Source organism: Collinsella sp. LCP19S3_A7 (assembly GCF_052121995.1).
Lineage (GTDB): Bacteria > Actinomycetota > Coriobacteriia > Coriobacteriales > Coriobacteriaceae > Collinsella.
Window position 1 is genome coordinate 1 of sequence record NZ_JBQKDE010000007.1, and the last position, 13,089, is coordinate 13,089.

The 13,089-nt window shown below is 60.5% G+C and carries 9 protein-coding genes; 4 read left to right on the top strand and 5 right to left on the bottom strand.

Annotation, left to right across the window (positions count from 1 at the left end; translation table 11 throughout):
- The first annotated feature begins 953 nt into the window (after positions 1-953).
- On the top strand, positions 954-2,231 hold the full coding sequence (larA, locus tag ACTQV3_RS04635) for a nickel-dependent lactate racemase (RefSeq protein ID WP_441067970.1): 1,278 nt from the start codon (positions 954-956) through the stop codon (positions 2,229-2,231).
- 49 nt (positions 2,232-2,280) lie between these two features.
- Positions 2,281-3,012, top strand: a complete 732-nt coding sequence (larD, locus tag ACTQV3_RS04640; RefSeq protein WP_441017382.1) for a D/L-lactic acid transporter LarD — start codon at positions 2,281-2,283, stop codon at positions 3,010-3,012.
- A 304-nt stretch (positions 3,013-3,316) separates the two neighbouring features.
- Here larD and ACTQV3_RS04645 read toward each other — a convergent pair whose 3' ends face one another.
- The 4 genes from ACTQV3_RS04645 to serB all read right to left on the bottom strand — a co-directional run bounded on the left by ACTQV3_RS04645 (position 3,317) and on the right by serB (position 6,334).
- On the bottom strand, positions 3,317-3,856 hold the full coding sequence (locus ACTQV3_RS04645) for a TetR/AcrR family transcriptional regulator (RefSeq protein ID WP_304211247.1): 540 nt from the start codon (positions 3,854-3,856) through the stop codon (positions 3,317-3,319).
- Between the two features lie 2 nt (positions 3,857-3,858).
- The gene (locus ACTQV3_RS04650) at positions 3,859-4,788 is read right to left on the bottom strand and encodes a LarC family nickel insertion protein (protein WP_441067972.1); all 930 of its coding nucleotides are present in this window, start codon (positions 4,786-4,788) and stop codon (positions 3,859-3,861) included.
- Between the two features lie 10 nt (positions 4,789-4,798).
- Positions 4,799-5,581: a nickel pincer cofactor biosynthesis protein LarB gene (gene larB, locus ACTQV3_RS04655; RefSeq protein WP_427719817.1), complete on the bottom strand. Its 783-nt coding sequence runs from the start codon at positions 5,579-5,581 to the stop codon at positions 4,799-4,801.
- Positions 5,582-5,698: 117 nt separating this feature from the next.
- Positions 5,699-6,334 (bottom strand): phosphoserine phosphatase SerB, encoded by a 636-nt coding sequence (gene serB, locus ACTQV3_RS04660; RefSeq protein WP_441067974.1) that lies wholly within the window; start codon positions 6,332-6,334, stop codon positions 5,699-5,701.
- Between the two features lie 257 nt (positions 6,335-6,591).
- Between serB and aspS the strand changes: the two genes are divergently transcribed.
- Positions 6,592-8,379, top strand: a complete 1,788-nt coding sequence (gene aspS, locus ACTQV3_RS04665; RefSeq protein WP_427729277.1) for an aspartate--tRNA ligase — start codon at positions 6,592-6,594, stop codon at positions 8,377-8,379.
- A gap of 305 nt (positions 8,380-8,684) precedes the next feature.
- Here the strand turns inward: aspS and ACTQV3_RS04670 are convergent, their stop codons facing one another.
- Positions 8,685-9,701 carry a LacI family DNA-binding transcriptional regulator gene (locus tag ACTQV3_RS04670; RefSeq protein ID WP_441067975.1) on the bottom strand — a complete coding sequence of 339 codons (1,017 nt, stop codon included), beginning with the start codon at positions 9,699-9,701 and terminating at the stop codon, positions 8,685-8,687.
- A gap of 376 nt (positions 9,702-10,077) precedes the next feature.
- On the opposite strand from ACTQV3_RS04670, the gene ACTQV3_RS04675 reads away from it, so the two are divergent.
- Entirely contained in the window at positions 10,078-13,086 is a 3,009-nt protein-coding gene (locus ACTQV3_RS04675) for a glycoside hydrolase family 2 TIM barrel-domain containing protein (protein ID WP_441067977.1), read from the top strand.
- Positions 13,087-13,089: the final 3 nt, after the last annotated feature.

Sequence of the window (13,089 nt, forward strand, 5' to 3'; positions counted from 1 at the left end):
TCTGGAATTAAAGCTGAGGAGAAGAATGGCGCGCTTCGCGCATAGCGTGGAGTGCGGCGAGGGCTTCTTGCGTCCTGCGGAGTGTGCCTAAAAGTAAACTGATGGCGGGCCCTGCGATGTCCGGTCTTCGGCGGATTACTGCTGGGGGAATAATGGCGCGCTTCGCGCGTTTGGAAAGGGCTTCGTGCTGCGGAATGCATTCAGAGGGAAACCCGTCGGGCCCCTTCGTCCTCGGTCCTCTGGAATTAAAGCTGAGGAGAAGAATGGCGCGCTTCGCGCATAGCGTGGAGTGCGGCGAGGGCTTCTTGCGTCCTGCGGAGTGTGCCTAAAAGTAAACTGATGGCGGGCCTTGCGATGTCCAGCTTCGGCGGAAGGCCGCTGGGTGAGGGTGGTGCCTGGGGCGACGTGCAAAAAACGGAGTTTTCAGCAGCCAAAGATCGATGCATAAGGCCATAGCCGGCCCTCGCTGCCTTTGTTGATGATTTTTCAAGACAATTGGGCCTTGGCGATGCTCATATATGGCTGGTTTCTCGCCGCATGTTATCCAGATGGGACGAGTCATGAGGACGATCTACCTTTTGAAAGACTTTTGACACCAAAATCTTATCTTGCGATGCTGAATACTCGCAAAAATGCACGCTCCGGAGGGGGCTACCATGTTGCGGTTCGAAACCCAATGCGTCATTCTATGCAGTATATTGACCTATTTATGCAAGATAGCTTACACGCGCATGCCACAGGATTGATGTTTGCCTCGGCGCTGCGTAATCCACCCTGCCCATAGCTTCTTTGACAGGAGGCCGCGGTCCCTCCTGGGATCGCGGCCGTTTTGTTGTGGGTCAAATATGAACGTTGTGTTAACGACTCGGTGGACGGTGGCGTTTTTCAGTGAGCGGCGTATCCTTCCAACGGTTTATCTAGTGTGTCAGTTGAAAGGAAGAGGGCGCTCGTCATTGTTTGAATGTGAACTGCCGTTTGACCACAAGACATTGCATCTAGAGCTCGAGGATAAGAACTTCGCGGGTGTGATGGAAGGTCACCAAAACGAGTTTAAGACTGCAAAATCGCAGGAAGAGCTGGTAGAGGAGTCGCTTGCCAACCCTTATGGATCGCCTTCGCTCGAGGAGCTTTGCGCTGGCAAGAAGGATATTGTCATCATTAGCTCCGACCATACGCGCCCCGTTCCCTCGCGTGTGACGATGCCTATTCTGCTGCATCACATCCACTCCGCTGCGCCTGAGGCGCGCGTTCGCATTCTGGTTGCTACGGGTATGCATCGTCCGTCGACGCACGAGGAACTCGTCAACAAGTATGGCGAGGAGATCGTTGCCAACGAGGAAATTGTCATGCACGTCGCGACCGACGACAGCATGATGGAAAAGATTGGCACCCTGCCTTCTGGTGGCGAGTGCATCATCAACAAGATTGCCGCCGATTGCGATCTACTGCTTGCCGAGGGCTTTATTGAGCCGCACTTCTTTGCCGGTTTTTCTGGCAGCCGCAAGTCCGTGCTGCCCGGCATCGCCAGCTACAAGACCATCATGTACAACCACAACGGCCAGTTTGTGAACGATTCCCATTCGCGCGCCGGCAACCTGTGCCACAATCACGTGAGCGAGGACATGTTTGCCGCTGCCGAGATGGCTCACCTTGCCTTTGTGCTCAACGTGGTGCTCAACGGCAAGCACGAGGTCATCGGCTCCTTTGCCGGCGACATTCACAAGGCGCACGAGGCCGGCTGCGAGTTCGTGAAGAGCCTTGCCGGCGTTGAGCCCGTCGAGTGCGAGATTGCCATCACCACCAACGGTGGCTATCCGCTCGATCAGAACGTCTATCAGGCCGTGAAGGGCATGTGCGCTGCCGAGGCCACACTTACCGAGGGCGGCGTGATCATCGATGTCGCCGGTTGCGCCGATGGTCACGGTGGCGAGGGCTTCTATCACAACATCGCTGACAACGATCCGGCAGAGTTTGAGCGCGCCTGCATCGACCGTCCTAAGGACGAGACCCTGCCCGACCAGTGGACGAGCCAGATCTTTGCCCGCATCCTGGCGCATCACCCTGTGATCATGGTCACCGACCTGTGCGATCACCAGATGCTCAGGGATATGCATATGACGCCGGTCAACACCCTCGAGGAGGCACTCAAGCTCGCCTTTGAAATGAAGGGTGCCGATGCCAAGGTAGCCGTCATTCCCGATGGCCTGGGCGTTGTCGTCGCTCAGCACTAGCGCGCGGCCTAAACGAATCGTTTGTAACCGACAAGAAAGATAAGGTTTTATGCTTACCAAACTCCTTTGCGAATTCGGTGCAACGGCCCTCATGATCATCTTTGGCGTGGGCGTACACTGCGATACCGTGCTTAAGGGCACCAAGTATCAGGGCTCCGGCCACATGTTTGCCATCACCACCTGGTCTTTTGGCATCTCGGTCTGCCTGTTTGTCTTTGGCGGCGCCGTGTGCATGAACCCGGCTATGGTGCTTGCCCAGTGCATCGTCGGTCTGGTGCCGTGGAGCAGCTGCATCCCCTTCATGATTGCCGATATGCTCGGCGGCTTTGTGGGCGCCGTAATCGCTTGGTTTATGTATACCGATGAGTTCAAGGCTTCCGAGGGCGTTGTCGACCCCATTGCCCAGCGCAACATCTTCTCGACCAACCCCACCACCGAGGGCACGAACTATGCCCGCAACTTCTTCTGTGAGGCTATCTGCACCTTTGTGTTCATCAGCGCCATCCTTGCTGCCGCTAGCCGCGCCGGCGAGAACGTTCTGATGCTCGCCATCTGCGTCGGCCTGATCGTTTGGGCCGTTGGCATGGGCATGGGTGGCATCACCGGCTTCGCCATGAACCAGGCACGCGACCTTGGTCCTCGCATGGCCTATCAGGTGCTGCCGATCAAGAACAAGGCTGACAACAACTGGAAGTACGGCCTGCTCGTTCCTGGCATCGCGCCGTTTATCGGTGCCGCTCTGGCCGCGCTGTTTGTGCACGGTTTCTTGGGCATGTTCTAGTCCAAGGCCACATAGTTGTCCACTGGCCGCATGGGGTAACTTCCCAGCGCGTCCTCGGACATGAAAGAACCCCCGCTGCGCACTTCGTGCGGCGGGGGTTCTTTCGTCCTGCGGAATGCGCTGGGAAGTTACCCCATGCGGACAGCTGCGGGGTCTTTGTTGCGTTCGTACAAGCAACCCAACATATATATCTGAATTTGGATGGGAGGGGCTTGTTGCTGTTGGGGGGCGTTGAAGTGCGAGTGACACTTTGGGATGCGCGGGCGCCTTGGGTTGGGGCAATGCTTTGGGATGAGCCTCTTACTTAGGTGAAGAGGGGTTTTATGGCTGAGAGGTAGTCTTTGGCTACGTCGGCCTTATCTGCTTGGAAGTTGTGCCAGGCCCACCATTGGACGGTGGCTACGAAGCTTGAGGCTATGTGGTGGAGGAGGAAGTTGCGATCCATGGTGCTGGCGGGGCCTGCGGGGTCGACAGGGACGGTTTCGGCTGCGCGCGACATGATGGTCTTGCGGAGACAGTCGGCGAAGACGCGCGAGCCGGCGCCGGCTACGAGAGCGCGTACGCCCTGACGACGATCCCAGAGGTTGTTGAGGATATGCTCGACCTGTACGAGCGGGTCATTGAGGGGTGTACCGTCATCGTCGAGGGCATGGGTGCAGATATCGCACACGAACTCAGCGAGCAGGTCATCTTTGCTCTTGAAGAGGCCATAGAACGTTGCCCGACCCACATGGGCGCGAGCGATGATGTCGCCGACGGCAATCTTGCCGTAGTCCTCTTCGCGCAGGAGCTCGGAGAACGCCGCAACGATGGCAGCGCGGCTTTTTGCCTTGCGGGCATCCATGGCTATGCGTCCGCGTGAACGAGCAGACAGCGGAGCGTGCCGGAGCAACCCTCGTAGGGGCGTTTGCCGGCGCCGTAGCCGACGGCTTCGATGTGGTAGCGTGAGGGCAGTTGGTCGGACGTGCGCAGCGCGGTGACGATGGAGGCGCCCGTTGGCGTCACGAGCTCGCCGGCGACCGGTGCAGGCGTGAGGGCGATATTGCCTGCCTGGCACAGGTTGACGACAGCGGGGACGGGAATGGGCATGAGGCCGTGGGCGCAGCGGATGGTTCCGTGGCCCTCGGAGAGCGACTCGACCACAACATCCTCAATGCCCAGGTCGTCGAGGCAGATGGCGACCGAGCAGACGTCGACGATGGAGTCGATGGCGCCCACCTCGTGGAACAGGACGGTGTCGGGCGTTTTGCCGTGAGCTTTGGCCTCGGCGGCAGCGAGTGCGGTAAAGATGGCGAGGGCACGACGCTTGGCGCCATCGCTTAGCTGTGAGCCGTCGATGATGGCGGTGACGTCCGCCAAAGAACGGTGGTGATGGTGGTGGGCGTGATGGTGATCCTCGTGGCCATGGCCGTGAGCCTCATGGTCATGCTCGTGTGTATGCTCGTGGCAGTGCTCGTGTTCGTGTTCGCCATGGTCATGATGGTGGTGCTCATGCTCGTGCGTGTGCTCGGCAGCTGTTTCGTTGCCAAAGAGCCAGGCCATATCGTGATCATGGTTCTCGAGCTCCTCTGCCAACTGAACGTCAAAGTCGCAGGCGTCGATGCCATGCTTGTTTGCACGCGTGACGGCGATCGTAAAGCCGTCGACCGGCAGCGTGGCGAGCTGTTCGCGCAGGTGCTCCTCGCTGGCACCCAGGTCGAGCAGGGCCGCGACGGTCATATCGCCGCTGATGCCCGAGGTGCCGTCGATGATAAGCGTATGCTGATGGTTGGACATGGAATGCTCCTTAACGGGCGCAGGGTGTTCCGGCGCTCAGATGATTGATAAGACTTGCCTGGTAGGCGGCACCAAAGCCATTGTCGATATTGACGACCGAAACGCCGCTGGCGCAGGAGTTGAGCATGGCGAGCAGCGCGGCTACGCCACCAAAGCTCGCGCCGTACCCCACGCTGGTGGGAACGGCGATGACCGGACAGCTTACCAGACCGCCGATAACGCTCGCCAGCGCGCCCTCCATGCCGGCGATGGCGATGACCACCTGTGCCTGGGCAAGTTCCTCGGCATGCGCGAGCAGACGGTGCAGGCCGGCGACACCTACGTCGTAGAGGCGGTCGACCTCGTTGCCGTAGAACTCGGCCGTCAACGCGGCTTCTTCGGCGACGGGCAAGTCGCTCGTGCCGGCGCAGGCGACAACGATGCGTCCGTTACCGGTAGGGGAGGGCTTGCCGCCTACGAGAGCGAGCTGGGCGTTCGGGACATATCCCAGGTCGATACCGTTGTCGAGGAGCTCCGAGGTACGGGTTGCCTTCTCGGCGTCCAAGCGCGTGACTAGGATGCGCTCCTGACCGGCATCGCGCAGCGCTTTGATAATGGCGGCAATCTGCTCGGCGGTTTTACCGGCGCCGTAGACAACCTCGCCGGCTCCCTGGCGCACCCCGCGCGAAAGATCGAGCTGCGCAAAACCCAGATCGGCGGTTGGCGCCGTTTGGATGCGCGTAAGGGCGACTGCCGGGGTGACTGCTCCGTCGGCAACATCGCTCAGCAGCTGCTCAAGATCTCGCTTATCCATATATCTTCCCTTCGACGGCGCAAAGTCTAGCACTCAAAGGGTATGTTTCCGAACACTAAGACAAAATTGTTCGGAAACTAGATATAGGGGATTTGATTCTGTTGTTAGATGGATCGGCTAGTCACGCAGGATGATATCCATGGCGAGCATCAGGTTGCGCTCGTCGATGGCAAACGGGGCGGCTTCGCGCGTCTTGGGCTTGGCGCAAAATGCGATGCCCGTGCCCGCGGCCTGAATCATGGGGATGTCGTTGGCGCCGTCGCCGATCGCCACGGTATGGGCCATATCGACACCGCACTCAACCGCCCAATCCAGTAGCTGGATAAGCTTGGATTCCTTGGTCACAACGTCTGCCGCCAGCTTGCCCGTGAGCTTGCCGTCTACGACCTCCAGGCGGTTGGCCAGGCAAAAATCGATGCCCACGGCAGCTACAATCTTGTCGGCGACCTCGTGAAAGCCGCCGCTTACCACGCCGACCTTCCAGCCCTTGCTGTGCGCCGAGCGCACAAGCTCCAGTGCGCCGGGGGTAAACGTCACGCGCTCAAAGGTGCGCTCGAAAACGCTCTCGTCCAGGCCGGCAAGCAGGCCCACGCGCTCCTCGAGCGCCTGCTTAAAGTCGAGCTCGCCGCGCATGGCGCGTTCGGTGATCCGCGCAACTTGCCCGCCCACGCCTGCTTCCTCGCCCAACAGGTCGATGACCTCCTGGTTGATGAGCGTGGAATCGATATCCATAACGATGAGGCGTGCAGTCATGGTGGGCCTTTCCGAGTGCGGTTGTATTGTAGGCACATTGTCGCACGCGGCGCGCCTTGGCGACGGCCAGGCCGCATCAATTGTTTCGTCTCCGTCAAGTCTTTGAGCGGGAGCCACTTTTTCGCGGTGCATCGGCGCGGGTGCGATAAGATAGAACGCCATGTCCGGCTGCGCGGTTTACGCAGGCTGGGCAAATCTGTACGACGCCGCCCGGAACGACACGGGGCGGCACAGATCCATAAAGGAGGATCACTGGTATGAGCCAGACCCGTCCCATCGACGAGCATTCCATGCACACCCGTACCTGCGGCGAGCTTCGCCGCGAGAACGTGGGCGAAGAGGTCACCCTCACCGGTTGGGTGAGCCGTCGCCGCGACCACGGCGGCCTTATCTTCTGCGACCTTCGCGACCGCGAGGGCATCACGCAGCTTACCTTCGACCCCGAGCACTCCGACGGCGATGCCTTTAAGATCGCCGAGACCATGCGTCCCGAGTGGCCCATCAAGATTCACGGCGTCGTGCGCGCTCGTGGCGAGGAGACCACCAACGCCAAGCTCGCGACCGGCGAGATCGAGGTCCTGACCGACCACGCCGAGGTGCTCAACACCTCCGTCACCCCGCCGTTCCAGATCGAGGACGGCATCGAGACCAGCGAGGACACCCGTCTGCGCTATCGCTATCTGGACCTCCGTCGTCCCGAGATGATGGCCAACCTCAAGCTGCGCTCCGACTTCACCTTTGCCATTCGCGAGGCGCTTCACAACCGTGAGTTCATGGAGGTCGAGACGCCCTCCCTGTTCAAGTCTACGCCCGAGGGCGCCCGCGACTTCATCGTTCCCAGCCGTATTCAGCCGGGTAACTTCTACGCCCTGCCGCAGTCCCCGCAGCTCCTAAAGCAGCTGCTCATGGTCGGTGGCGTCGAGCGCTACTACCAGGTTGCCAAGTGCTTCCGCGACGAGGACTTGCGTGCCGACCGTCAGCCCGAGTTCACCCAGGTCGATATCGAGATGTCCTTCGTGGACCAGAACGACGTCATGAGCGCACTCGAAGAGGTCTTGGCCGACGCCTTCGGTCGCATGGGTGTCGAGATGCCCACGCCGCTGCGTCGCATGGACTACTGGGAGGCCATGGACACCTATGGCTCCGACAAGCCCGATACCCGCTATGGCATGCATCTGGTCGATCTGACCGACATCTTTGCCAACTCCAAGTTCAAGGTCTTTGCAACTGCCGCAAACGAGGAGGGCTCTGTCGTCAAGGCCATCAACGCCAAGGGAGCCGGTGCCTGGGCACGTGCCAAGATCGATAAGCTCGCCGGCGTGGCCTCCACGTTTGGCGCCAAGGGTCTGGCCTGGATCGCTTTCCGCGAGGACGGCTCCATCAACAGCCCCATCGTCAAGTTCTTCTCGGACGAGGAGATGGCGGCTCTGCGCGAGCGCATGAACGTCGAGCCTGGCGACCTCGTGATGTTCGCCGCCGGCCCGCGCCTGCTCTCTGACGAGATCCTGGGCGGCATGCGCTCTCACATGGCCAACGCACTCGAGATCAAACGCGAGGGTCACGACTTCCTGTGGGTCGTCAACTTCCCGCTGTTCCACTGGGATGAGGACCGCAAGGCCTATGCAGCCGAGCACCAGCCGTTCACTCTGCCGACCGAGACCGACATCGCCAAGATCGAGGCCGACCCGTTGGCTGCCGGTTCCTGCACCTACGACTTTGTCATGGACGGTTTTGAGGCCGGCGGCGGTGGCATGCGCATCCATAACGCCGAGATGCAGATGTCCATGCTCAAGCTCCTGGGCTTTACCGAGGAGCGCGCCGAGTCGCAGTTTGGCTTCCTCATGGAGGCGCTCAAGTTTGGTGCGCCCCCGATGGGCGGTTTTGCCCTGGGTCTGGACCGCGTGTGCATGCTGCTTACCGGCTCCGATTCTATCCGCGACGTCATGGCGTTCCCCAAGACGGCCAGCGGCTCCGACCTTATGTCGGGCGCCCCGAGTGCCGTTTCCGGCGCCCAGCTCAAGGACGTCAGCCTGCGCTTGATGTAGGCGAGCGGCTGCATATTGTCTCTAACGAGGGAAGGACGCGTGCCTTCCCTCGTTTTTTATGCGCGGGCGCTGCGAGGGCATAGGGTGACCGGACGTCGCGGAAAGTGCGTCCCGGAATCTGCGTCCAGAATGGGCCGCGCTTTCCCAAAGGGGGTCCTCTGGGAAAGCGCGGCCCAGAATTCGGCAAAATAATGGGGCACAGTTTCCGGTTGAGCCTTCTGGCGGAAACTGTGTCCCAGAATGAGCGCTCAAAACGGGACAGGCTTTCCGCAACAACTGTCTGGCGGAAAGCCTGCCCCAGTTTCTTATAGCGAGTCCCTCTGGATTAGCTGCATGTGCATCACGGAGGTGGTGGGCTCGGCACCCTTGATCATGTCGAGCGCAATGTTGGCGGCCATGTGGCCTTCTTCGCGCAGGGGCTGGCGGACGGTCGTGAGCGCGGGGACGCAGCGCGCCGCAATCTCGTGATCGTCGAAGCCGACGACGGAAACGTCCACCGGAACGGATAGGCCTGCCTCGTTGAGTGCGGTGATGACGCCAGCCGCGATACGGTCCGATCCGCAGAGCACGCCATCGAAAGCAATCTCGCGCGCGAGAATCTGGTGCATGGCCTGATAGCCATCTCCGCTGTTCCAGCCGGTATAGATAACGTTTGCGTCTGGGAGGTCTTCGCACAAGACGGCACGGTAGCCACGAAGGCGGTCGGTGACGGCGGGGTTGTCCTGAGGTCCCAGCACGGCAACGATATCCTTACGCCCGCGCTCTTTCATAGCGAGCGCTGCAAAGCGTCCGCCCTCTTCGTCGTCAGAGTAGACCGTCGAGAACACATCGCGATAGGGGTGGCCCTCGAGCTGACCGCACAATACAGTCGGAACGCCCAGCTCGCGCAGTACCTCGAGCAGCTCGCTGCCCTTGTAGGGGGAGACGTCGATTACGGCGTCGAACGAGCGGCGCTCAAAGTGCTCGCGTGCGCGGTTGCGCTCATGCATAGAAGACGCCTGCAAGATTACGGGCAGATAGGACGACTCCGACAGTTCCTCGGTAATACCGCTCAAAAACTCGCTGTAGGTGGGGTCGCTGAAGAGTTCACTCAGGGGCTCGGTCACGAGCACGGCGATGATTTCCGTGCGCCCGACAGCAAGCGCTCGGCCACGAGCGTTGGGGACAAAATTGACTTCCTTGGCCGCTGCGCGGACGCGCTTTTTGGTTTCTTCGCTAATGCGGGGCGAATCGTTGAGGGCGCGCGATGCCGTGGAGCGCGACACGCCGGCAGCTGCGGCAACCTCGGCAAGCGTAGGTGCGGTGCGAACTGGTTGGGTCATGGCGTCTCCTGGAAAATGTGGTCGATGTTGTCACTGATACGGACTTGTGCGGATACAGCTTACTATAGTGCACCTGAACAGCGTTGATGATATCCGGTGACCGGTGTCGTTTTGCAACCAAGCCGCAATCGAATACGTCTCGTGTGGGTGAGATGTCAGCGGGCGTGGCGGTTGCCTACGAGCTTAAGAATGCTGTTTTGCGCTGAGTTCCGATACTCAGGTTGACATAAGTGTCGCGGTTGTACAACCGGTTGCACCGTTAATCCGGCCAAATCAACCGTTCAGCGGACAACCGGTTGCACAGTTTTTTGCATCGCCCTTAAGATAAGGACAACCGGTTGCACAAGAATCACTATGATGACGAAGGAGCATCACCATGGACGCCATTAACGATTGGGAAAACCAAGCGCTCACCCACAGGAACCGCCTGGCACCCCATGCGTACTTTATGGGTTACGAGACCGCCGATCTCGCTGCAACGTACAGCCGCGAGCTGTCGCGCGGGTTTGTCCAGCTGTCCGGCTCGTGGCAGTTCCGCCTCTTTGAGGGGCCTGCTGCCGTCTCCAACGAGGAGCTCTCCATGTACGAGCCCGAGTGGGATCACGTGGAGGTTCCGCACCTGTGGCAGGTGGACGGCTATGGCAACCTTGCCTACACCGACGAGGGTTTCCCGTTCCCGGTGGACCAGCCGTTCGTTCCCTCCGACGACCCCACGGGCGTCTACCAGCGCATCGTCAATCTTCCCGCCGTTCCTGCCGGCGCTCGCGAGATCATTCGATTCGACGGCATCGAGAGCTATGGCGAGCTGTACGTCAACGGTCAGTATATCGGCATGACCAAGGGCTCGCGCCTGTCTGCCGAGTTCGACGTGACCGACGCGCTCGTCGAGGGCGACAACCTGTTTGCGGTCAAGGTCCTGCAGTACAGCGATGGCAGCTATATCGAGGATCAGGACATGTGGTGGGCCTCGGGCATCTTCCGCGATGTGTACCTTATGCAGCGTCCCGCCGCGCACCTGGTCGACTTTAGGTTCCGCACGCACCGCGAGGGCGATGCCGCTCTGATCACGCTCGATACGGTGGCCGAGGGCGCTACCCGCGTTGTGTATGCGCTCAGCGATGGCGGGAACGTGGTGGCTACGGGTGAGTGTGTCGACGGCCATGCCGAGTGCAGCGTGACCGATGCTCACTTTTGGAATCCCGAGGACCCCTTCCTCTATGACCTTACGTTTGAAGTCTACGACGGTGACGAGGTCAGCGAGTACGTTCCGCATCGCCAGGGTCTTGCCGAGGTGACGGTCGAGGACAATCATATCTACCTCAACGGCACCTACTTTAAGATGCATGGCGTCAACCGCCACGATCACGATGATCACAAGGGCCGCGCCGTGGGTCTCGATCGCATGCGCCGCGACCTGGAGCTCATGAAGCAGCACAACATCAACGCGGTGCGCACCTCTCACTATGCCAATGACCCGCGCTTCTACGAGCTGTGCGATGAGTATGGCATCATGCTGGTCGCCGAGACCGATATGGAGAGCCACGGCTTCGAGAATATCGGTAATATCGCCCTGGTCACCGACGACCCAGCATGGGAGCCGGCCTACGTCGACCGTATTGAGCGCCTGGTGATGCAGGAGCGCAACCACGCCTGCATCATTATGTGGTCGATGGGCAACGAGAGCGGCTATGGCTGCAACATCCGCGCGATGTACGCCAAGGCTCACGAGCTCGACGGTCGTCCGGTCCATTACGAGGAGGATCGCAACGCCGATACCGTCGACGTTATCTCCACCATGTACTCCCGCGTGTCGCAGATGAACGACTTTGGTGAGCATCCGTTCCCCAAGCCGCGCATCAACTGCGAGTACGGTCACTCTATGGGCAATGGCCCCGGAGGCCTGTCCGAGTACCAGGAGGTCTTCGATCGTTGGGATTGCATCCAAGGCCAGTTCATTTGGGAGTGGTGCGACCACGGTTTGGCTGCTGTGACCGAGGACGGCGTTGCCTACGATATGTATGGTGGCGACAACGGCGATTACCCCAACAACAGCAACTTCTGCATCGATGGCATGGTGTTCCCTTGGCAGCAGCCGAGCCCAGGCCTTACCGAGTACGGCCAGGTCATCTGCCCGGTCCGCATGGCTTATGACGCCGAGGCAGGCGAGCTGACCGTCACGAACAAGCGTTGGTTCACCACTCTCGAGGATGTCTGCCTGTCGGCCGAGACCCTGGTGGACGGTGATGTGGTTTGCCGCAAGACGCTCATACCCGGTGCGGTTGCCCCCGGCGAGTCCGTCCATCTGCCACTGGTGATTCGCGAGGCCGCAGTGGGCGAGACCCTGCTGACCGTGCGCGCCTACACCATGGCCGCTCACGTCTGGTGCGAGCCGATGTTCCAGTTGGGCGCTAGCCAGTTTGCCATCGCCAACCATCCGGCGCCGGCCATCGCCGCCCCCGCTCGTCCTGAGCTTACGGTCGAGGAGACCGAGCAGGAGATCCGCATTCACTCCCTCAACGGCGAGCTGGCCTTCAGCAAAGTTAACGGTACCGTGAGCGAGTGGAAGGCATCCGGCCGCGACGTCATGGTCTCTGGTCCCCAGGTTGGTTTTTGGCATCCGCTCGTCGACAACCACGCCCAGGAGTATGACTCCCTGTGGAAGGACAACTTCATCGATGTGATGCAGACGTCTACCCGCAAGGTCTCTTGGAAGCAGGATGGCAATGCGGTCGTCGTTACCGTGAGCCAGCGTATCGCTCCTCCCGTCCGCGCGTTCGGCATGCGCGTCGAGCTCGTCTACACCGTGCTTCCGAGCGGTCGCGTCGACCTCAAGGTTTCCGGCGAGCCCTACGGCGATTACTCGGATATCATCCCGCGCATCGGCATCTCCTTTGAGGTCCCCGGTTGCGATCGTGCCGTTGAGTGGTACGGTCACGGCCCGGGCGAGAATTATCCGGACTCGCTGCGCGCCAACCCGGTCGGCCATTACCGCACTACGGTCGACGACATGTTCACGCCGTATGTCATGCCCCAGGATTGCGCTAACCGCGAGGGTGCCCGCTGGGTTGCCCTGCGCTCTAGCCACGGTGACGGCGTGCTGGTGACTCGTCCAGCTGACGCCGCCTCCAACCCGTTCTCGTTCTCGGCATGGCCCTATAGCTGCGAGGCCATCGATAACGCCAAGCACGTCTACGACCTTGTCAAGGGCGACACGGTCACGGTCAACATCAACGACCAGCTGCTCGGTCTTGGTTCGAACTCTTGGGGTTCCGAGGTGCTCGATTCCTATCGCACCCGTTTTGAGAGCTTCAGCTTCGAGGTGTCCCTGCGACCGCTGACGTCTGCCGACCTTGCTCAGGCGCTGGCACCCATTAAGGAGGCATAAGCC

Excerpts from the sequence above, each read along its gene's own strand:
- larB (WP_427719817.1), bottom strand. The coding sequence starts at position 5,581 with ATGGATAAGCGAGATCTTGAGCAGCTGCTGAGCGATGTTGCCGACGGA.
- aspS (WP_427729277.1), top strand. The coding sequence starts at position 6,592 with ATGAGCCAGACCCGTCCCATCGACGAGCATTCCATGCACACCCGTACC.
- ACTQV3_RS04675 (WP_441067977.1), top strand. The coding sequence starts at position 10,078 with ATGGACGCCATTAACGATTGGGAAAACCAAGCGCTCACCCACAGGAAC.
- ACTQV3_RS04645 (WP_304211247.1), bottom strand. The coding sequence starts at position 3,856 with ATGGATGCCCGCAAGGCAAAAAGCCGCGCTGCCATCGTTGCGGCGTTC.
- ACTQV3_RS04650 (WP_441067972.1), bottom strand. The coding sequence starts at position 4,788 with ATGTCCAACCATCAGCATACGCTTATCATCGACGGCACCTCGGGCATC.
- serB (WP_441067974.1), bottom strand. The coding sequence starts at position 6,334 with ATGACTGCACGCCTCATCGTTATGGATATCGATTCCACGCTCATCAAC.
- larD (WP_441017382.1), top strand. The coding sequence starts at position 2,281 with ATGCTTACCAAACTCCTTTGCGAATTCGGTGCAACGGCCCTCATGATC.
- ACTQV3_RS04670 (WP_441067975.1), bottom strand. The coding sequence starts at position 9,701 with ATGACCCAACCAGTTCGCACCGCACCTACGCTTGCCGAGGTTGCCGCA.